General features: G+C 64.3%; 18 protein-coding genes. 6 read left to right on the forward strand and 12 right to left on the reverse strand.

Annotated elements, in window-relative coordinates:
- Positions 1 to 77: 77 nt before the first annotated feature.
- Positions 78 to 1,301, reverse strand: a complete 1,224-nt coding sequence (locus M2336_RS00135) for a class A beta-lactamase-related serine hydrolase (protein ID WP_264573450.1) — start codon at positions 1,299 to 1,301, stop codon at positions 78 to 80.
- Between the two features lie 322 nt (positions 1,302 to 1,623).
- Positions 1,624 to 3,228: an L-aspartate oxidase gene (nadB, locus tag M2336_RS00140; protein WP_181560443.1), complete on the reverse strand. Its 1,605-nt coding sequence runs from the start codon at positions 3,226 to 3,228 to the stop codon at positions 1,624 to 1,626.
- 228 nt (positions 3,229 to 3,456) lie between these two features.
- Between nadB and M2336_RS00145 the strand changes: the two genes are divergently transcribed.
- Entirely contained in the window at positions 3,457 to 4,125 is a 669-nt protein-coding gene (locus M2336_RS00145; RefSeq protein WP_264571130.1) for a PEPxxWA-CTERM sorting domain-containing protein, read from the forward strand.
- An 89-nt stretch (positions 4,126 to 4,214) separates the two neighbouring features.
- On the opposite strand, the gene M2336_RS00150 is transcribed toward M2336_RS00145, so the two are convergent.
- The 8 genes from M2336_RS00150 to M2336_RS00185 all read right to left on the reverse strand — a co-directional run bounded on the left by M2336_RS00150 (position 4,215) and on the right by M2336_RS00185 (position 10,051).
- A complete protein-coding gene (locus M2336_RS00150; protein WP_264573451.1) occupies positions 4,215 to 5,135 on the reverse strand; it encodes an ABC transporter ATP-binding protein in 921 nt (306 codons plus the stop codon).
- 39 nt (positions 5,136 to 5,174) lie between these two features.
- A complete protein-coding gene (locus M2336_RS00155) occupies positions 5,175 to 5,873 on the reverse strand; it encodes an ATP12 family chaperone protein (RefSeq protein WP_264573452.1) in 699 nt (232 codons plus the stop codon).
- A gap of 8 nt (positions 5,874 to 5,881) precedes the next feature.
- A complete protein-coding gene (locus tag M2336_RS00160) occupies positions 5,882 to 6,172 on the reverse strand; it encodes a purine permease (protein WP_264573453.1) in 291 nt (96 codons plus the stop codon).
- Positions 6,169 to 6,828 carry an HAD-IA family hydrolase gene (locus M2336_RS00165; protein ID WP_264573454.1) on the reverse strand — a complete coding sequence of 220 codons (660 nt, stop codon included), beginning with the start codon at positions 6,826 to 6,828 and terminating at the stop codon, positions 6,169 to 6,171. Before M2336_RS00165 ends, M2336_RS00160 begins: the two co-directional genes overlap by 4 nt.
- Before the next feature lie 136 nt (positions 6,829 to 6,964).
- Positions 6,965 to 7,555 carry a nuclear transport factor 2 family protein gene (locus tag M2336_RS00170; RefSeq protein WP_264573455.1) on the reverse strand — a complete coding sequence of 197 codons (591 nt, stop codon included), beginning with the start codon at positions 7,553 to 7,555 and terminating at the stop codon, positions 6,965 to 6,967.
- 44 nt (positions 7,556 to 7,599) lie between these two features.
- Positions 7,600 to 9,087 carry a carotenoid oxygenase family protein gene (locus tag M2336_RS00175; RefSeq protein ID WP_264573456.1) on the reverse strand — a complete coding sequence of 496 codons (1,488 nt, stop codon included), beginning with the start codon at positions 9,085 to 9,087 and terminating at the stop codon, positions 7,600 to 7,602.
- 44 nt (positions 9,088 to 9,131) lie between these two features.
- Positions 9,132 to 9,446 carry a hypothetical protein gene (locus tag M2336_RS00180; protein ID WP_264592465.1) on the reverse strand — a complete coding sequence of 105 codons (315 nt, stop codon included), beginning with the start codon at positions 9,444 to 9,446 and terminating at the stop codon, positions 9,132 to 9,134.
- Positions 9,447 to 9,586: 140 nt separating this feature from the next.
- Entirely contained in the window at positions 9,587 to 10,051 is a 465-nt protein-coding gene (locus M2336_RS00185; protein WP_264573458.1) for a MarR family winged helix-turn-helix transcriptional regulator, read from the reverse strand.
- A gap of 260 nt (positions 10,052 to 10,311) precedes the next feature.
- On the opposite strand from M2336_RS00185, the gene M2336_RS00190 reads away from it, so the two are divergent.
- Entirely contained in the window at positions 10,312 to 11,868 is a 1,557-nt protein-coding gene (locus M2336_RS00190; protein WP_264573459.1) for a carboxylesterase/lipase family protein, read from the forward strand.
- Positions 11,869 to 11,991: 123 nt separating this feature from the next.
- Here the strand turns inward: M2336_RS00190 and M2336_RS00195 are convergent, their stop codons facing one another.
- The gene (locus M2336_RS00195) at positions 11,992 to 12,909 is read right to left on the reverse strand and encodes a hypothetical protein (protein ID WP_264592466.1); all 918 of its coding nucleotides are present in this window, start codon (positions 12,907 to 12,909) and stop codon (positions 11,992 to 11,994) included.
- Positions 12,910 to 12,946: 37 nt separating this feature from the next.
- Positions 12,947 to 13,951 carry a helix-turn-helix domain-containing protein gene (locus M2336_RS00200; protein WP_264592467.1) on the reverse strand — a complete coding sequence of 335 codons (1,005 nt, stop codon included), beginning with the start codon at positions 13,949 to 13,951 and terminating at the stop codon, positions 12,947 to 12,949.
- Positions 13,952 to 14,284: 333 nt separating this feature from the next.
- Between M2336_RS00200 and M2336_RS00205 the strand changes: the two genes are divergently transcribed.
- From M2336_RS00205 to M2336_RS00220, 4 genes are all read left to right on the forward strand, one after another.
- Positions 14,285 to 16,888, forward strand: coding sequence for a TonB-dependent receptor (locus tag M2336_RS00205; protein WP_264592468.1), 2,604 nt, complete (start codon positions 14,285 to 14,287; stop codon positions 16,886 to 16,888).
- Between the two features lie 235 nt (positions 16,889 to 17,123).
- On the forward strand, positions 17,124 to 18,578 hold the full coding sequence (locus M2336_RS00210) for a cytochrome ubiquinol oxidase subunit I (protein WP_264592469.1): 1,455 nt from the start codon (positions 17,124 to 17,126) through the stop codon (positions 18,576 to 18,578).
- Positions 18,575 to 19,573, forward strand: a complete 999-nt coding sequence (gene cydB, locus M2336_RS00215; RefSeq protein WP_181560456.1) for a cytochrome d ubiquinol oxidase subunit II — start codon at positions 18,575 to 18,577, stop codon at positions 19,571 to 19,573. The genes M2336_RS00210 and cydB overlap by 4 nt, the downstream gene beginning before the upstream one ends.
- Positions 19,570 to 19,692 carry a DUF2474 domain-containing protein gene (locus tag M2336_RS00220; protein WP_264573464.1) on the forward strand — a complete coding sequence of 41 codons (123 nt, stop codon included), beginning with the start codon at positions 19,570 to 19,572 and terminating at the stop codon, positions 19,690 to 19,692. The genes cydB and M2336_RS00220 overlap by 4 nt, the downstream gene beginning before the upstream one ends.
- Positions 19,693 to 19,736: the final 44 nt, after the last annotated feature.

The raw sequence follows: 19,736 nt of genomic DNA on the forward strand, positions 1-19,736 counted from the left end.
CGATAAGGCATCATGGCCGGCGCGGTCGACGCCGCCCCGCCCCGCTCTTAGCGGCATTTCCTAAACGAAAGCTATGGTCAGCGCGCGGCGCTGTAGCGGGCGCCGCCCTGATGCAGCGTGCCGACCGCACGGGAGACCGCCTGCATCAGCTCCCAACGCTGTGGAATGCCCACCGTGGTCTCGCCGATCATCACCGCAATCGCATAGCTCGAGCCATCCGGCGCGGTCATGATGCCGACATCATTATAGCCGGTCGAACGCGGCGCCAGATCCTGCCCGGTGCCGGTCTTGTGGAGATAGGTCCAGCCCGCCGGAACCCCGGCCTTGATCCGTTGCGGACCGGTCTTGGCGCGCTCCATCGTCGCCAGCAGAATCTGCGTCGAAGATGGCGAGAGCATCTCGCCCTTCTGGAGCCGCGCAAGCGCGCCCACGATGGCCAGCGGCGCCGCGCCATCAGGCGGATCGGCCAGATAGCTGTCGAGCGCCCGCTCGCGCACGGAGCGCGGCAGGTTGGACCGCGCGGCATAGAAATTGCGCCCGGCGGACATGTTCTGCGACCAGGTCAGCCCGGCCGTCTGGCTCTGCAACAGCCGCTCGCCGGGGCCGAACCTGATGCTGTCCGTTCCGATAAACCGCCGCGCCAGATAGCTGCGCACGGCGTCCGGCCCGCCAACGGTGCGCAAAACCGAATCGTTCGCGGTATTGTCACTCTGCGTCATCGCCCGCTCGAACAGGCTGCGCAGCGAGGTGGTATAACCCTGCTCGCTGTTCACCAGCGCCGCGATGGGCTGATGGAAGAGCGTCAGGTCGGACGGACGGATGGTGACATCCCGGTCCAGCGTCAGCTTGCCGCGGTCGACGGCATCGAGCATGGTCATCGCCACCCACAGCTTGGAGACGCTCTGCTGCGGGAAGAGCAGATCGCCATTGTGCGAGACGGTCCACCTCGCATCCACGCTCTGCACCGCGATGCCGACCTTGCCATTGAACTGGCGCCCCAGCGCCTGAATGCTGGCGACCAGCGCGGGCGGCGCCGCCGTGACCGGCACGCGCGGCGTGGGAACGGCATTGCGATTGGGCAGCCAGGGCGCGCTCACCGTGCCGCCGCGCTGCACCCGCTGAACGGCGGCCTGCTGCGGGACCGGCTGCACGACTTCACGCGGCGGCGCGTAGCGGACGGCGGGCTGCGCCGGCGCCGCGATCCGCGCGCTTGGATGTGTCGATGACGGAATGGCGGTGCACGAACTCGCCAATGCAAGCACCGCGAGCCCCGCCCACAATGGCCCCAGACCCTGCCTCACGCGCTGAAATCTTCCTTGCCGAACATAGGGATATACTGACCGAGCCCTGCGCATAATTCCAGAACGAAGCGATCAGTTGCGGTGTACCGAATCCCTTTTGCGACAAAGTGAGGATGTCGCGGGAACAAGCGCTGCCCTAATTATTGCAAATCGCAACGGTTTGATCTCTGTCAAAGCGCGCACTGCCGGCATCGCACATAAACATTGTGACGCGACGATCCGCAGTCGAAGCGTTGAAGGCAGCTCTGCTGTTTTCCCTCCTAGTCAGAACCTCAGGGCGCGACGGCCTGGCCATCGCGCCCTTTTTTTGCTCATTCTGACGTCAGGGCACCAGCACCGTGTCGACCGCCTCCGGCAGCATGTCGGGATGATCGAGCGTGTAATGCAGGCCGCGGCTCTCCTTGCGCTTGAGCGCGCTGCGAATGATCAGCCGGGCGACTTCGAGCAGGTTGCGCAGCTCGATGAGGTCGGACGTCACGCGGAAATTGCCGTAATAGTCATCCACTTCGCGCGCGAGCAGGTCGGCGCGGTGCTGCGCCCGCTCCAGCCGCTTGGTCGAACGGACGATGCCGACATAATCCCACATGAACCGGCGGATTTCCTTCCAGTTATGGGTCACGACGACTTCCTCGTCGCTGTCCGTCACACGGCTTTCGTCCCACGCCCGGATCGGCGGCGGGGCGGGCAGATCTGCCCATGTCGCGCGGATGTGATTGGCGGCGGCCTCGCCGAAGACGAAGCATTCGAGCAGCGAGTTGGAGGCAAGGCGATTGGCGCCATGCAGGCCGCTTTCCGTCACCTCACCCGCTGCATACAGGCCTGGCAGGTCGGTGCGGCCATCAAGATCGATCACCACGCCGCCGCAGGTGTAATGCTGCGCCGGCACCACCGGGATCGGCTCCTTGGTGATGTCGATGCCCAGGCTCAGCAGCCGCGCATAAATGGTCGGGAAATGCTCCTTGATGAACTCGGGCGGCTGGTGGCTGATGTCGAGATGGACATAATCCAGCCCCAGCCGCTTGATTTCATGGTCGATGGCGCGGGCCACGACATCGCGCGGCGCGAGTTCACCGCGCGGATCGAACCGGTCCATGAACCGCTCGCCGCCACCGGGCACGCCCGCGGGCAGCTTGAGCTTGCCGCCTTCACCCCGCATCGCCTCGGTAATCAGGAAGTTCTTGACCTCCAGATTGTAAAGGCAAGTGGGATGGAACTGCATCATTTCCATATTGGAGACGCGGCAGCCGGCCCGCCAGGCCATGGCGATCCCGTCCCCGGTCGCGCCACGTGGCGCGGTGGAAAACAGATAGGTGCGGCCTGCCCCGCCCGTCGCGAGGATCGTCGCCCGACCCACAAAGGCTTCCACGCGCCCGGCCTTGCTGTCGAGCGCATAGACACCCCACACCCGGCCATCGCCGGAATAGCGCTCGCCATGACGGGAGGTGATGAGGTCGATCGCGACCATATTCTCCATCAGGGTGATGTTCGGATTGGCACGCGCGGCCGCCATCAGCGCGACCTGCACCGCATGGCCGGTCGCATCATCGACATGCACAATGCGGCGGTGCGAATGCCCGCCCTCGCGCGTGAGATGCCAGCGCTCGCCAAAGGCCTCGCCCGCGTTGAACGGCACGCCCAGCGCCGCCAGCCTCTCGATCGCGGCAGGCGCTTCGGATACGACGAACTCCACCGTCGCCCGGTCGTTCAGCCCCGCGCCGGCGACCATGGTATCCTCGACATGCGCCGCAAAGCTGTCCCCGCCATCGAGCACCGCAGCAATGCCGCCTTGCGCCCAGTTGGTCGATCCGGAATCGAGCGCGCCCTTGGCAAGCACCAGCACCTTGTGCGTCTGCGCCAGGTTAATGGCGGCGGTCAGGCCGGCCGCGCCCGATCCGATGATGATGATGTCATGCGTGGAAATGGTCATGCACAAAGTCCCGAGCGGCCGCGTGGTGGAATGGCGCGCAATGCCGTGTCCTAGCCTGCGCGCGGCGCTTTGCAATGCGGCAGCTCGTAATAGACTGATCGAGAACGATCTTTCCGATTATTCGGCGGAAACTCAAGGGAAGATAGTTAACGAAGAGGAAATATATCGCGAAATGGAGTACAAAGCGTCGTGTGACGCCTTGTGCGTTTGCGTGTGGGAGAAAAGATCATGAAATCACTTTATTTTCTGGGGACGGCTGTCGCGCTCGCCCTGACTGGCCCCGCCATGGCGGCCAATCTCGTAACCAATGGTGGCTTCGAGTCGGGCAGCTTCAGCGGCTGGTCGTTGAGCAATGTCGGCGGCGGCACGGCTCCGGTCGTGATCGCTTATGGTCAGGGCTCGGGTTACCCGACAGGTGCCTATGGCGAATCCATTCCCGCCCCGGCTGGCGGCGGCACCTACGGCGCCTATTTCTCGTCCGACACGGCCAACCCTGACTCGCTCTCGCAGAGCGTGAACGTGGTTGCCGGCGTGAGCTACTATCTGTCGTTCGACTATTTCGTGCCGCTGAATGGCTATGGCAATCCGTTCGACGCCTCGCTCCAGTTCCTGATCGACGACGTGCCGGCCGGGCTGAGCCTCACGGCGGGCAGCGTGAGCGGCACCACGCCGCAGACCTGGTACACCTTCACCACGCAGTTCACCGCGACGAACAGCGGCCCTGCCAATCTGAAGTTCAACTTCTTCGGTGACGGCAGCACGGCCGCCGACTTCGTGGTTGACAATGTGTCGATGGCTGCGGTTCCCGAGCCGGCGACCTGGGCTCTCATGATCGGTGGCTTCGCGCTCGCCGGCATGCAACTGCGTCGTCGTCGGGTTTCGACCAGCTTCGCCTGAGCCCCGCTCAGTCTGAACACATGAAAGGCCGCCGGTGCAAATCGGCGGCCTTCATTTTGCGCGTCGTGCCTGACGCGTGAGAGATTTCTTCAACCGTCCGCGCGGGTGAGAGTCAGGAAGACGTCTTCAAGGTCAGGATCATGCGTGGAGACGTCCACGATGCTGTAGCCCTGCGCCTGCACGACATTGAGCACATCGCCCGCCGTGGCCTTGTCCTTGAGATAGGTGATCTTGAGGCTCCGCGCGTCGGACCGCTCGACTCGCTCGAACCGGTCATGCGCGGGCAGCGTCCCGAGGTCGCGGTCGACGGTGACTTCCACCACCTTTTCCCGCGCCATGCCGACCAGCTCGCGCGTCGGCTTGTCCGCGATGAGCCGGCCGTGATTGATGATCGCGATGCGATCGCACAACTCCTCGGCTTCCTCCAGATAATGGGTGGTGAGCACAATGGTCACGCCCTGCGCGTTGAGCGAGCGGACATAGGACCAGAGCTGCTGGCGAAGCTCGATGTCCACGCCGGCGGTGGGCTCGTCCAGCACGAGGATCGGCGGGGCATGGACCATCGCCTTGGCGACCATCAGCCGCCGCTTCATGCCGCCCGACAACGTGCGCGAATAAGCCGATGCCTTGTCCTCAAGGTGCACCGCGCGCAGCAGGTCCATCGAGCGCCGTTCCGCCTTGGGCACGCCATAATAGCCCGCCTGATTTTCCAGCGTTTCCAGCGGCGTGAAGAAGGGATCGAACAGGATTTCCTGATTGACGATGCCGATCGAGAGCCGCGCGTTGCGCGCATCCTTGTCGATGTCGAACCCCCAGATCCGCGCCGTGCCGCTGGTCTTGTTGACCAGCCCGGCGAGGATGTTGATCATCGTCGACTTGCCGGCGCCATTGGGGCCGAGCAGGCCGTAGATGCTGCCGCGCGGCACGGTGAGGTTCACGCCGTCCAGAGCGCGCTTGCCGCCCTTGTAGGTCTTGCAGAGATCCTGAATTTCGAGAGCGGCTTGCGTCATGGTTCGCGCCCTAGACCAAATCGTGGAGCAAGGGAACGCTCAGCGCTCGGCCGCCAGCGCGCAATAGCGCGCCGCGTTGAGGAAATCTGTGCGACGACGTGCGAGCCGCGCGCTCTCTTCGGCATCCTCGCCCCATTGCTCGGCCTGCCAGGCCTCATCCAGGCTCGCCGCCGCAAACAGATCCTCCGCCGACAGCCTGCCTTCCATCAGCGCGAGCGAACCCACCAGCGTGCCGCTGATCTGCACGAGCGTGGCGAAGCCAGCCAGCAGCCACGGATCGAGCGCCTCGACGGCGGCGCGCAGGCCCGCCAATGTCAGCGCCGGCTGATCCACCGGGATGATGCCCTGCGTGACGACGAAGGCGATGCCAAAGCGCTCGCTCGCCCAATCCAGCAAGGGCTGCCATTGGGCTTCCTGCCGCGCGATCAGCGTCTGCGGTCCATCGGCGCGGTAGCAGAGCAGATCGCTCTCGGCATAAGCCGCCACCTGCCCGCGAAAGTCGCCTAAAGCCGGCAGTACGCGGTCGATCGTCGCATTGGCAAAGCCGGTCATCGGCATGGTGGCGGGGTCGATCTTCTCGCCCTGCCCGTTCCATTCCTCCGCAATCGCCTGCGCCAGCGCCGCACCGGGGACGACCAGCAGCGCGCGCGCGGGCGTGCGCACTGCGCGCCCGTCCAGCCCGATCGACCAGCCGTCCTCGCTCGCGATCGCCTGCGCGGAAGTCCAGAACCGCTTCATGTCGGGGCTCAGCTTTTGTCCTTCGGCGTCGCGAACGCGCGCGCCAGCATCCGGGGCACGATGAGAAACTGGATGAAGCCGACGGTGGAGACGATCACGCCCATCCACTTCGCCTTGTCGCCCTGCACCCAATCGAACCGCTCCAGCGAGATTGCCATGCCGAACAGCAGGATGAACGCGCCGGACAGCCGGAACAGGCTGATCGCATAGAAGCGCTGCTTGGCTGCCGCCGCTCGGCGGGTCTGCGCTGCGGCGTCGGACGGGTCCGGACCGGCGCTCTTGGATGTCGTCTCTGTCATGAAAGCCCGATATGGCGCGCCAGCTCGGCACTGTCCATGGCCACGGATGCAGCACCGGCTTCGATCAGCTCTTCGGCGCGATGATAGCCCCAGGCCACGCCCAGCGCCTGGACCCCGGCCGCCCGCGCCATCAGCATATCGAAGCTGGTATCGCCGATCATGACAGCGCTGGCCCGCTCGACGCCCGCCTCGGCAAGCGCCGCGCCGATCATCGCGGGGTCCGGCTTGGAGGGATTGCGATCCGCCGTCTGCAGCGAGATGAAGCGCTTCGACATGCCATGATGCTCGAGCAGCAGCCGCAAGCCCCGCTCCGATTTACCGGTGGCGATGGCGAGCAGCCAGCCTTGCGCTTCGAGCCGATCCAGCAGATCGGCGATGCCCGGGTACAGCGGCTCGCGCAGCCCACCAGAGGCGCGCAGATGCTGGAAGCGCAGCTTATAATGGTCGCAAATCTCGTCGCGCAGCGCGTCGGAGCCATCGGGCACCAGCCGGGCAATCGCATAAGGCAAGGAGAGGCCCACGACCGAAAGGCACTGCTGGCGGTCGGGCGGCACCAGCGACACCGCGCGAAACGCGCCATCCATGGCCTCGACGATGCTGTGCTGGCTGTCGACCAGCGTTCCGTCGCAATCGAAAATGGCAAGACGCAGGCTCATGACAGGCGAGGCATCCGGATCAGGCGGGTGTGGCTGGACGGGCAGACCGTCCAGCCGCCCGTGCCAGACGCGCCCGGGGCACGCAAGGCCAGCGATGGCTGCCCTTGCGGGAACCGCGCACGCCCACCACAGCCTCTCAGTCCAATTGCCGCGGGTCCTTCTCGCCCAGTTCGGGGTAGAACAATGCCCGATTATGGCGAGATTCGTTGAACACCGCGCGCTTGGAAAACAGCCACCTGCCGTCCTCCTTCACATAATCCTCGATGACATGGCCGAAGTAGAGCACCTGCACATCGGTTTGCGGCGTATTGTTCGTCAGCGCGAACCAGTAGACCCGGCCCGACGCGGTCTTGCCGTCCGGGTTCACCGTGATGTCGTGGTTGAGCACATAATGCCGCGTGCGTGGCTGCGACTTGGCGTCCGCTGGAATCGTCGCCTTTTTCGCGATCTGGCCGCGCCATTCCTCGATGGCCTTGCGGATCGCTTCGCGCCCATGTTCCACCCCGCCGATCCAGTCCAGCACGCCGTCACTGGCGAAGCTCTCCGCATAGGTCTCGGCATCCCGCGCGTCGGACGCGATCATGAGCCGGTTCGACAGGTTGACGATCTCGGCGCGCGCGACCGCATAGTCCTCCGCCGAAAGGCTCTGCGCCTGGGCATTACCGGTCATGACCAGCCCCATCGCGACGGCCGTCAGAGCCAGGCACCGCAGTCTCGTCATGGCCATATCTCTCTCCTCCTGTTTTTGCAGCCTCAAGGGCCTCGCTCTCATCACGCATCGATGCCTCCTGCTTTTGGAAATGGCGCCAGTTCGTCCGGCCGAACCCAGATGCCGTGAACCTGCGGACCTGCGCGGAACGGCAGGATCACGCGGGCGATGTCGCCCTCCTCCAGCCGCTGCGCATCGGCAATGATCAGCTCGGAGCGCATCTCCGCATAATTGGAAGCCGTGCCGATCAGATAGCCGTCGCCCTCCGGCGCATCGGCACTGCGCGGAATGAAGGTGCATTCCTGCAGGCTGTGCGTATCGCCGGGGAAATAACGATCGACCTTGTTCGTATGGAGATCGAACCGGGCATAGCTGTTCGTCACGCGCCCGCGCAGATTGCCCGCCCGCGCCTCGTCGAACGGCCGGGTCGGATCGGTGAAGCCCGTGAAGCAATAGCGGTTTTCCTGCGTCAGATAACGCGGATCGATCCGCCCCAGATCGCCGATGGGCAGCGGGAACAGGATCTCCTCCTCCCAGCTATCCTTCTTGGAATTGAGATCGAACGTCAGGCGGCGGACATAGGCCTTGGCCCGTGTCGGGTCCCAGGGCGAGCCATCGACATTAGGGAAGAAGGGGAAGAAATTGGAATCGTAGAAGGGGGCGTAGAACACCACCTTGTTGCCGATGGTCTGCGCGTTGAACGTGTGCATCATGCACCGCTCCGGGCCCTTGAACCAGCGGATGTCCTTGCCGTCGCCGTCGCGCGGCATGATGCCGATGTAGCTGTCCTTGCTGCGGTCCCACCCCCAGTGAACCTTGCCTTCGCGCAAGCGCTCCATGCTGGTGACATAACCACCGAACGGGAAGAGGATGTGCTTCTCGGTCAAGGCAATGTCATGCATCACCGAGACATAGGGGACCTCGAACCGGGTCTCGCGCGTCACCCGGCCCGCCTTGTCCATCGCATAGACGAACACGTCCTTGGAGGCAGGCCCGGTCGCCTCATAGCCGTAAGCGATCATCTCGCCGGTGAACGGGTCGATCTTCGGGTGCGCCGTGAAGGTCTGGCTCTTGTACTTGCCGTCGAAATCCCACGCGCCGATCGTGTCCAGCGTCACCGGATCGATCTGCTGGGGCAGCGAATCCTCCTTGAGCGTGAACAGCTTGCCGCCATGCACCAGCGGGGTGGTATTGGACACGGTGCCGTCGATGCCCTGCACGCTGGGATCGTCGGTAAAGCGATTGCGATAATAGCCAAAGAGCTGACGGCCCGCCTTGAGATTGGCCTGGAAGCGCGGCGTCCGGACGAACTTGCCCTTGTAGGAGACGCGCCCATCCTTGAACCGGAAGGTGCTGACATAGCCGTCGGTGTGCAGCATCGCATCGTCCGGCTTGCTCGGCGGATAATACCATTCGCCCCCCAGGCGTACGAAGGTGCCGACCAGATCGGCGGGCAGTGTGCCCTGCACTTCGCATTCGAGAATCTCGGCATCGTAGCGCTGCGCGGAAAAGAAGCCGCGCTTGGCCGGATCAGAAGAAAAATCGACCACTTGAACCTCCGGTCAAGGGCCGCCGCACATCTCGGCAGACCCGTTCAGACATAACAATTCACTCTGCGCAGCATCTCGTCGGACAGCGGCTCCACGCCCTCGCCGCTGCGGCACCCACACGGCGGATGCCAGGGCGCGGCGCGGCCGGTGCGGTCCAGCCACGGTTCGTCGGAATGGAAGGACAGCACGGCGTCCATCCGGGTTGGTCCGCTCGCGCGCGCCAGCACCGCAGAGCCGCCCGCGCCGATCAGCAAGGCGCCGACGCACGCCCCGCGCAACATCTGGCGGCGGCTGGCCAGAAGCCCCAGTTCATGCGCCAACCGGGGACGATGCGCCCGATTGTCCGACTCCACCGACACGTGCTGCTCTCCTGCAATTGCACATGGTCGTTAGAAGGGCCGGCCCCGCGGGGCTTTACTGGCGACGCATCGTGCTTTGCATTGCCGGGAACAAGCCGCCGGTGGGCAAACCGCCTTGCGCCACGTCCGGCAGCGGGCGGTCAGCCGAACCGGCGCAAGAGATCGCAAAGCTGGGCGATCCGCTCCGGCCCGATGCGCGCATCGAAATGCGCCTCGTAGGCATCGTGGCAGCGCCGCAACTCGGCCAGGAAATCCGTGCCCGCCGCCGTCATCCGCAGCAGGCGCACGCGACGATCCGCTTCGCTCACCTCCCGCGCCACGAAGCCGCGCTTGACCAGATCGTCGAGAAGGCGCGTCATGTTGTTGGAGGTGATGCCCATGATCTCCGAGAGGTCGCCCGGCGCGCAACCGGGATTGCTGTGGATCAGCAGGAGAACGGAATAAGCGCTCGGCGTCATGTCCGTGCCGGCGAAGAAGCGGTTGAAGGTCGTGGAGGCATCGCGCCAGGCCGCATGGAGCAAAAAGCCGAAGGTGTGCTCCAGCCCGGCCAACTGGAAGCCCCTCTCTTTCAGTTGCTCTGTTCGTTCCACCGCCGCCTCGCTCATGTCCGCTCCAGCCTTGGCGCGGGCGATGCGCCCTGTCGACCCTCATGCGCGCGCGCCGGCCATCTTCGGCAGCCCAGTTCGCCGGCAGACGAACAAGAGTTCCCTGTCCGCAAATTGCGAGGGGGCCGGACTTCCTAGAATGAGGCGAACCAGAGGAGCCTGCCATGCCCGCTCACCCCGGCGTCAGCAGACGAACGGCATTGAAAGCCGTCTTTGCTGCGACGACCGCTCCTGCCATCATTCTGCCAAGGGCTTTTGCGATGACATCATCCGAACCGATTGCCGACACGCACTATGGGCGCCTGCGCGGCCGCCTCGAAGGCGATGTGATGGCGTTTCGCGGCATTCGCTATGCGCGGGCCGAGCGCTTCCGCCCGCCCGTCGCGCCGGAGAGCTGGACGGGCATTGCCGATGCGCTCGCATTCGGGGCCAGCGCACCGCAATCCAACCCCAATCCGCCGCCCGGCCCGCCTTATGTCATCCTTGCGCAACTGCCGCGCCCGGCCAATGCGCCGCCCCCACCCCCGCCGATCCCGGAATCGGAGGGCTGCCTGTTCCTGAACATCTGGACCAGCGGGTTGCGCGATGGCCGCAAGCGGCCGGTGATGGTCTCCCTGCATGGCGGCTTCTTCTATGGCGGCTCAGGCTCGGCGGTGGACGGCAGCACGCTCGCTGCGCGCGGCGATGTCGTGTTCGTCAGCCTCAACCATCGCCTCAATGCCTTTGGCTACACCCACCTCGCCGGCCTGACGGAGGCCGACGAATTCGCGCATGCCGGCAATGCGGGAATGCAGGACATCATCGCCGCGCTCGGCTGGATCCGCAACAATATCGAGAATTTCGGCGGCGACCCGGCACGCATCATGGTGTTCGGCACCTCCGGCGGCGGGATGAAGACCAGCTTCCTGATGAGCAGCCCCGCCGCGCAGGGCCTCATCCACCGTGCCGGCGTGCAGAGCGGCCCGGCGCTGCGCTTCATGGAGCGGGACGATGCCGCAACAGCGACGGACCGGCTGCTGCACCGGTTGAACATCCCGCGCCACGACTGGCAGAGCCTGCTCACCCTGCCGGTCCAGACCCTGCTTGCCGGCTATCACGCCGTCGCGGACGATTTGAAGCCGCGCAACTTCACGCATCTGCCCTGTTTCGCCCCGGTGCTCGATCCGCTGTTGCTCCCGCAACACCCCTTCTCGCCCCGCGCGGCGCCGCTCACCAACGCCATCCCGATGCTCATCGGCTGCAACGCGCAGGAAATGAGCTTCTTCTGGGGCAACGATCCCGGCGCCTTCACGCTGGACGAGGCCGGCCTCGAGGCCCGCTCCCAGGCGTTTCTCGGCGACCGCACCGGCAGAGTCCTCAGCCGCTACCGGCAGGCCTATCCCGGTGCCACGCCGAGCCGGCTCTTCCTCCAGTTGTTCAGCGACTATTCCATCCAGGCACCGATCATCGCGCAGGCCGAGCGCAAGGAAGGCGCGCCCGCCTTCATGTACCGGCTCGATTATCAGAGCCCCGCGCTCGGCGGTAAGCTGGGCGCCCTCCACACGATGGAGACGCCGTTCATTCTGAATACGCCGCAGTCCGCCCGTGCCCTGCTGGGCGAGGGCGACGCCCCGGCCATGCTCGCGGCCAAGATGAGCAGCGCCTGGGTCGCCTTCGCCACCAATGGCGATCCCAATGATCAGGCGAGCGGATTGCCCCACTGGGCCACGTATGAGCGGAGCACCCGCGCGACGATGCTGTTCGACCAGTCCTGCCGCGTGGAGCCCGATGCAGGCCAGCTCGCGCGCGAGATCATGGGCGATCTGGTGGAAGGCTAGGCGCGCGGGGACCGCAAGGACATTCCCTCCGTTCGTCCTGAGTAGCCGCTGAGCTTGTCGAAGCGGCGTATCGAAGGGTCGGCCCTTCGATACGATGCTTCGATACGCCTCTTCGGTCCGCGCCTACTTCCCGTTGTCCGGCCCCCAGGGCGAGGTCGCATTATAGGGCGCCGTGATGAAGGTGGCCTCCACCCCGGTGATCATACCGCCCTGGATCTTGAACATTTCCAGCAGCGCCCAGCTATGCGGCTCGCGGAAGATGGATCGCCGCGGTGTGCCGTCGGTCAGGGTGTAATCGGCCAGAACGCCCTTGTGATCGATGAAGCCGCGGAACAAGGAAATGCCTCGCTCCTCATCGACGAGGATCGGTACCCGCCTGACCTTATTGTTGAAGGCATAGCGACCCAGTCGGAAATCCTTCTCGATATCGCCGAAGATCATGCCGTTTTCGTAGCGGATCGCATCGGGCGCAAAGCGCGTGTTGCGGATTTCGCCGATGTTATTCTCCAGCGTCTGGAAGTAGCCATCGCCCAGGCTCAGCAATTCCTCACGGCTATTGCGGCGCGCCTGAGGCACTGGTGCGGCACGGTCGGCGGGACGCACGAAATCCTTGGGCTCCGCAAACGGCGTCGGCGGCGAACTCAGGTTGCGCTTGGTCGAAAGCATGTGCTCGACCTCGGTGATCTTCCGGTTCTCGATCTTCAGCCGGACGGCGAGATAGCCGGGAATTTCGCTCTGGTTGATGGCCATGAACGCAGCGGCCTGGCCGGTCTGCGGGTCAGAGAGCGTCAGCGCCGTACCGACTTCCTCCGTCACAGTATCCCAACTCGCATCGGGAAACGCCATCTCGATATTGTTTTCCGTGAAGCGCACATGATCGGCAAAGGGCGCAGCCGAGACATCATGGGCCAGGTAGGCCGCCCGATATTGCCCCATAATTTCTTCAAGACAGGCTTTGTCGCAGCCAGCCTCGGCCTGCACCGCGCCACTCGACATCGCCATCATCATCAATGCTCCCACACGCGCCAGAACCAACCGCATCACACCCTCCACTCGATCGGCTGTCAGCCTAGCATCGTCACGTCCCCGCGCTTGTCAGGGCGGACCTGCGCGTTTTGTCCGTGCGTGAACCGGCATCCAGCATCTGCGCGCGGTACGCCTTGGGGGCGGTGCCGAATTTTTCCCGGAAGGCGCGGCTGAAATGCGCGGAACTGCTAAAGCCGTTCTCGAAGGCGATCTGCGTCAGCGTCGTCTGCGCCGCCTTGGGCGACGCCAGCGCGGCGCGGCAGCTTTCAAGCCGCGTTCCCCAGATATACTCGCTGATCGTCTCATCGCCATTGAAGACCTTGTGCACATAGCGCTTCGAGCACTTCATCGCCTGGGCGATCATATCCACGGATAGAGCGGGATTGCCGACGTTCCGCCGCACAAACGCACGGATGCGGTCCTGGGTGAGTTCGCGCATCGGCGCCACGTCGCTGCCCAGCCGCTGCTCGTGCAGCAGCATGCGCATGAAATCGATCATCGTCTCGCCAAGATCGGCATCAAGCCGGTCGTCCGTCTCGGCAGTCGTGGTAATCGCGCCGTGCAGGCAGGCCTGCAGCATCCGTGCGATACCGCCGCCGACCTGCAGCGCACCGGGCAGCCGGGCGATTGCGTCCTGCTCGTGGCGCGCCAGCCGACCGAGCGGCAGTTGCAACGCCAGCTTGCGCGAGGCTTCCAGATGCGTCGCCACATAGGGATATCGCCCGTCGCTCACAGACCATTGCCCGGCCCGCACGATATGTTCGCCATGGCGGGTCGAGACGATTGTCGAGCCGCGGTGCTGAAACCAGATGCGGACATGCGGATCGCCTTCGCCTGCGGCAATCAGGCGCCGCGTCCACGCCGCGCGATGCGGGGATGTGTCGAGCCGAAAGACCTTGGCATCGCCGAGCGCCCGCCGGACGACGACGCCCTGAAAGGCGTGGTCCTCGATCCGGTCGGCTTCGACGCCGCCGATAGCCGCGGCGCCGGCATTCCAGAACCCCAGCCGGTCGCGGTCTGGGATGTCCTCAGTCGAGACTCTGCGCGCTGCGCCCACTGCCCTCTCCCGTCCTCATGGCCGGGCCGCTCGCATCCCTCTTAGGACCGGCCGCCCGCATTATCTCTTTGCGAGAGATTGTTTCGTGAGACCGCTTCCAAGTCAAGCCGCTTACAGTGCAGCCACTGTTGCGCCCGTGCATCATGAAACAAGTCCGCGTGCACCATTGGAGAAGGCAAAGGCCTTTGCCTGCCGTAATTTGGCGGCGGTCTGCCCGATCAGGGTCCCTCGACCGGTCGGAAGAAAGAAACGGCCAGTCCCGATTTTGCGCTTCGCATCCTTAGATATCCCAATTATAGTAGGACAAAATAAATTACACACAGGGGAGATGTCATGAGAAAGTTCCGTTTTGCGCTCTTGTCGTCCGCGATCGCGCTGATCTCGTCGACCAATGCTTTTGCTCAGGAAGCCGCGCCGCAGGCGGGCAATACGCAGGCCGCGAGCGACGGCGACATCATCGTCACCGCACAGTTCCGCGAGCAAAATCTGCAGGATACGCCTATCGCCATCACCGCGGTGAATTCGGCGATGCTGGAGGCACGCAGCCAGACCGATATCAGCCAGGTCGCCAACCAGGCCCCCTCTGTGACACTGAAGCCACAGGGCGCTGCCTTTGGCCCATCGCTCGGCGCCAATATCCGCGGTGTCGGACAATTCGATTTCAACCCGGCGGTCGAACCGGGCGTCGGTTTCTATGTGGACGACGTCTATTACGCCACGCTGACCGGCTCGATCCTCGATCTGCTCGACCTCGATCGGGTGGAAGTGCTGCGCGGCCCGCAGGGCACGCTGGCCGGCCGTAACTCCATCGGCGGCGCGGTGAAGCTCTATTCGCAGAAGCCGGAAGGCACGAACACCGGCTATGTCGCCGCAGCCTATGGCAGCCGCAACCGCATCGATCTGCGCGGCAGTGCCGACTTCAATCTGGCACAGGGCGTTGACATGCGCATTGCCGGCGTCGCCAAGAAGCAGGAAGGCTATGTCGATCGGCTCGACTTTGGCTGTATGTATCCCGCTGGCGGCACGGCGACCTTCACGCCGGCCTTCGCCACCGCAGCCAATCCCACCCGCGCTCCGCAGCTGATCAATCCCGTCGGCGGTGTGCCCGCGCGCACCAATCGTCCGGACTGCGTGCTCGCCAAGGAAGGAGAGGTCAACTACATCGCAGCGCGCGCGCAACTGCGCCTGCGCCCCAGCGACACGATCGATATCAATATTATCGGCGACTACACCGACGACGATCGCGTCGCGGCCGGCTCGGTGCTGCTGCTGCGCACTTATCCGGATGGCACGGTGGCCTCGCCGCGCTACCCGCTGCCGCTGACCCCGGCGCCCGGCTCCTCACCGGCGCAGAACTATGCGACCGCCTCCGCACAGCGGGACATCAACCCGTTCCCGATCGGCAATACCGCCAATGCCAACCAGTTGGCCTATGACAACCGCTTCATCTGCGGCAATTACTGCAACTTCGCGACCTATGACATGCCCGCGGACACCGCGATCGGTCAGAACGGCCAGCCGATCCTCGTCGGGGGTCAGCCGCTCACCTATCGCGCCGCCTCTGGCGACGGACGCGTGCGTTTCAAGGGTTGGGGTCTCTCCGGACAGATCGACTGGGAAATCTCGCCAAATTTCCAGCTTAACTCGATCACCGCCTATCGCGAGTACACGTCCAACTTCTCCAACGACAACGACGTGTCGCCGATGGCCCACAGCCTCGGCTATGGCCCGCTGACTTTCCGCTTCTTCAGCCAGGAACTGCGCCTGAACGGAAAGGTCAACGACCAGATCAACTTCACCCTGGGCGGCTATTACAGCGATCAGAAGTCGGTCTACACATCCTTCCAGGACCTGCGCTCCTCTGGCCTGCAGTTCCAGCAGAGCGATCCGGTAGATGCAGACAGCAAGGCTGTGTTTGCTCACCTATCGTGGAACCCGGTCGAACAGCTGACCCTGACAGGCGGCATTCGCTATACCGAGGAGTCCAAGACCTACACCTATGTCCGCCAGCGGCCTTATCTGGATGCGACCTCGCTTGCGGCGAACGGCGTGTTGCCGCTGAACGGCACCGTGGGCAAGTATAGCGGAAATCGCGTCGACTATCGCGCCAACGTGCAATATGCCTTTACGCCGGACATCATGGCCTATGCCCAGTTTTCCACCGGGTTCAAAGGGGGCGGCGTGAATCCCCGTCCGTTCTTCGTCCAGCAGGCCCTCTCCTTCGGGCCGGAAACGCTGAGCGCGTACGAGCTTGGGTTCAAGACCGATCTTTTCGATCGCATGGTACGCTTCAACGTCGCGGCCTTCCTCAGCAAGTATAAGGGAATCCAGCTTACCCTCAGCAATTGCACGGCGATCACCGGGGCTGGCTTCGGTGCGCCTTGCGCGCTTCCCGTCAACGCCGGCGATGCCGACATCAAGGGTCTGGAAGCGGAGATCACCATCCGCCCGGTCGAGGGCATGACGCTTGATGGATCGCTGAGCTACATCGACTTCGACTACAAGAAGTTCGGGACCTACACGTCCGGCACCTCCACGGTGGCCGTCGGTGGACCCACCAACCTCAATGGCCCGCAGTTTGGCGATTATGCGCCTTACACGCCCAAGTGGAAGTGGAGCATCGGCGCGCAGTATCGCATCGATCTGGGTAATTCCGGTTCGCTGACGCCGCGCATCGACGCCTCGTACCAGAGCAAGGTCTATACGGTCTCGGCCAACCGCGCGAGTAACCGCATCGACGCCTATGGCGTGGCAAACGCCCGTCTGACCTGGCGGAATGCGGATGAGGATCTCGATGTCTCGCTCGAAGTGACCAACCTGCTCGACGAATATTATCTGCTGACCATCTATGACCAGACGGTCGGTGGCCAGGGTTACTCCAATGGCCAGCCCGGTCGTCCGCGCGAATGGGCTGTGAGCGTGAAGAAGAAGTTCTGATCTCTCTCACTACGATTTGAACGGAGGCCGCGGCCAGCTCATGCTGGTCGCGGCCTTCTTCATTCCTGAGCGCTGTGTCACCCGGCCCAAGATTCCAGAACAAAAACTGTGGCTTCCGGGCAACGCTGCCGGAGAGTTCCGAGCAACCCTTCAATCTCCAGCGCCAGACTGGTAGGACCGGCCCATCGACGCGCCACGAGCCGTCGACCATGGGAACCATATAGGGACCAGTGCTATGTTCGCGGAGGCCGACGCTCTCCTGCTGGCGCGTATCCAGTTCGCTTTCACGGTGAGCTTTCACTTCATCTTTCCGGCCTTCTCGATCGGCCTGGCCAGCTTTCTTGCCGTTCTCGAAGGGCTGTGGCTCAAGACGGGCAAGTCGGTCTACATCGACCTGTTCCGCTACTGGCTGAAGATCTTCGCCATCGTCTTTGCGATGGGCGTCGTCTCGGGCATCGTCATGTCCTACCAGTTCGGCACCAACTGGTCGGTCTTCTCGGATGTCGCCGGGCCGGTCATCGGGCCGCTGATGGCCTATGAAGTCCTCACCGCCTTCTTTCTGGAGGCAGGCTTCCTCGGCGTCATGCTGTTCGGCATGAACCGCGTCGGCAAGAAGCTGCATTTCTTCGCCACGTTGATGGTCGCCATCGGCACCTTCGTCTCGGCCTTCTGGATTCTGTCGGTCAACAGCTGGATGCAGACGCCGCAGGGCCACATCATGGGCGCGAACGGCCAGTTCCTCCCCGGTGACAGCTGGCTGCCGATCATCTTCAATCCCAGCTTCCCCTACCGCCTCGTCCACACCGTGACCGCTGCCTATCTCACTACGGCACTGGTCGTCGGCGCGGTCGGCGCCTGGCATCTGCTGCGCGATCGCGCCAATGCCCATGCGCGCAAGATGTTCTCCATGGCCATGTGGATGATCGCGCTGGTCGCGCCCATCCAGATTTTCGTCGGCGACATGCACGGGCTGAACAGCTGGGAGCATCAGCGGCCCAAGGTGCTCGCCATGGAGGGCCATTATGAGAGCTATCCGGATGGCGCGCCGTTCATTCTCTTCGGCGTGCCGAACGCCAAGGAAGAGCGGGTGGATTATGCCGTGAAACTTCCCGGCATGACCTCCCTCATCCTCGAGCACGACATCCACGCCCCGATTGAGGGCCTCAAGACCATTCCCGTTGACGAGCGCCCGCCGGTTGGCGTCGTTTTCTGGTCCTTCCGCATCATGGTCGGGCTGGGCATGCTCATGCTCGCGCTGGGCATGACCAGCCTGTTGGCGCGGTGGCGCAAGGGCCTGTATGACTGGTCGCTGCTGCACCGCTTCGCGCTGGTCATGGGGCCGGCGGGCTTCGTCGCCGTCATCGCCGGCTGGGTGACGACCGAAGTCGGCCGTCAGCCTTATGTGATCTATGGCCTGCTCCGCACTGCCGATGCGGCCTCTCCGCTCGCCGCGCCGGCCGTCGCCGCCTCGCTGCTGGCCTTCGTCGTCATTTACTTCGCCGTGTTCGGCGCAGGCACCTGGTATATCCTGCGGCTCATGAACACAGCGCCGCACCCGGGCGAGCCGGGCGTGGAGGAGACCGAACGCGGTCCGATCCGGACCGCCGGCATCACACCTGGTCCTGCACAAGGCGACCCCAGGTCGACGTCACCAGTTCAGCCGACAGTACAGGGGAGGGCCGACTCATGATCGATCTCACGGTCATCTGGGCGTTCATCATCGCCTTCGCCGTCTTCGCTTATGTGGTGATGGACGGGTTCGATCTGGGCATCGGCATCCTGTTCCCCACCATCACGGTCGGCCACGGGCGCAATCGCGCGATGAACTCCGTGGCGCCGGTGTGGGATGGCAACGAGACCTGGCTGGTGCTCGGCGGCGGTGGCCTGATGGCTGCTTTCCCGCTGGCTTATGCGATCATCCTGCCGGCCACCTACCCGCTGGTCATCGCCATGCTGCTGGGGCTCGTCTTTCGCGGCGTCGCCTTCGAGTTCCGCTGGCGCGATCCGGGCCACCGCGCGTTGTGGGACATGTGCTTCTTCGGCGGCTCGGTGGTCGCCGCGCTGGCGCAGGGCATGATCCTCGGCGCGCTGCTGCAGGGCATCGACGTCACCGGGCGCTCCTATGATGGCAGCTGGTGGGACTGGCTGACGCCCTATACCCTGCTCACCGGCGCCGGCGTGGTCGCGGGCTATGCCCTGCTCGGCGCCTGCTGGATGATCTGGAAGCTGGAAGGCGAGGTGCAGGAGCATGCCTATCGGCTCGCCTTCAAGGCGGCGATCGCCACGCTGCTGCTCATGGGTGCGGTGAGCGCCTATAATCTGCTGCTGCTGTCCGATTATCGCGCCCGCTGGCTGGAAATGCCGAACATCCTGTTCGCCAGCCAGGTGCCGCTGCTCACCGCCATCGTCGCCGGCGCGCTCTTCTACGCGCTCAAGACGCGGCGCGAACTGATGCCGTTCCTTCTGGCGCTGGCCCTGTTCTTCCTCGGCATGGCGGGTCTTGGCGTCACCATCTGGCCCTATGTCGTGCCGGATCAGATCACCATCTGGGATGCGGCAGCGCCTGAGAAGAGCCAGATCTTCATGCTGGTCGGCGTCGCGATCACCCTGCCGCTCATCCTCGCCTATACCGGCTGGTCCTATTGGGTCTTCCGGGGCAAGGTTGGCCATGAGGGCTATCATTGACCCGCATACCGGAAGAGGCACCGCTGTGGCAGCGCCTCGGCTGGATGGCGGGCATCTGGCTGGCGAGCGTGTGCGTGCTCGGCGTCGTGGCCTGGGTCCTGCGCCTCTGGATCGCCTGACACGCCGCCACGCCTAACCATCCGGATGATAATAATCAGCCGGC

The organism is Sphingobium sp. B1D7B, assembly GCF_025961965.1.
Classification (GTDB): domain Bacteria; phylum Pseudomonadota; class Alphaproteobacteria; order Sphingomonadales; family Sphingomonadaceae; genus Sphingobium.

Excerpts from the sequence above, each read along its gene's own strand:
- nadB (WP_181560443.1), bottom strand. The coding sequence starts at position 3,228 with ATGACCATTTCCACGCATGACATCATCATCATCGGATCGGGCGCGGCC.
- M2336_RS00145 (WP_264571130.1), top strand. The coding sequence starts at position 3,457 with ATGAAATCACTTTATTTTCTGGGGACGGCTGTCGCGCTCGCCCTGACT.
- M2336_RS00150 (WP_264573451.1), bottom strand. The coding sequence starts at position 5,135 with ATGACGCAAGCCGCTCTCGAAATTCAGGATCTCTGCAAGACCTACAAG.
- M2336_RS00155 (WP_264573452.1), bottom strand. The coding sequence starts at position 5,873 with ATGAAGCGGTTCTGGACTTCCGCGCAGGCGATCGCGAGCGAGGACGGC.
- M2336_RS00160 (WP_264573453.1), bottom strand. The coding sequence starts at position 6,172 with ATGACAGAGACGACATCCAAGAGCGCCGGTCCGGACCCGTCCGACGCC.
- M2336_RS00165 (WP_264573454.1), bottom strand. The coding sequence starts at position 6,828 with ATGAGCCTGCGTCTTGCCATTTTCGATTGCGACGGAACGCTGGTCGAC.
- M2336_RS00170 (WP_264573455.1), bottom strand. The coding sequence starts at position 7,555 with ATGGCCATGACGAGACTGCGGTGCCTGGCTCTGACGGCCGTCGCGATG.
- M2336_RS00185 (WP_264573458.1), bottom strand. The coding sequence starts at position 10,051 with ATGAGCGAGGCGGCGGTGGAACGAACAGAGCAACTGAAAGAGAGGGGC.
- M2336_RS00190 (WP_264573459.1), top strand. The coding sequence starts at position 10,312 with ATGACATCATCCGAACCGATTGCCGACACGCACTATGGGCGCCTGCGC.
- M2336_RS00195 (WP_264592466.1), bottom strand. The coding sequence starts at position 12,909 with ATGCGGTTGGTTCTGGCGCGTGTGGGAGCATTGATGATGATGGCGATG.
- M2336_RS00205 (WP_264592468.1), top strand. The coding sequence starts at position 14,285 with ATGAGAAAGTTCCGTTTTGCGCTCTTGTCGTCCGCGATCGCGCTGATC.
- M2336_RS00210 (WP_264592469.1), top strand. The coding sequence starts at position 17,124 with ATGTTCGCGGAGGCCGACGCTCTCCTGCTGGCGCGTATCCAGTTCGCT.
- cydB (WP_181560456.1), top strand. The coding sequence starts at position 18,575 with ATGATCGATCTCACGGTCATCTGGGCGTTCATCATCGCCTTCGCCGTC.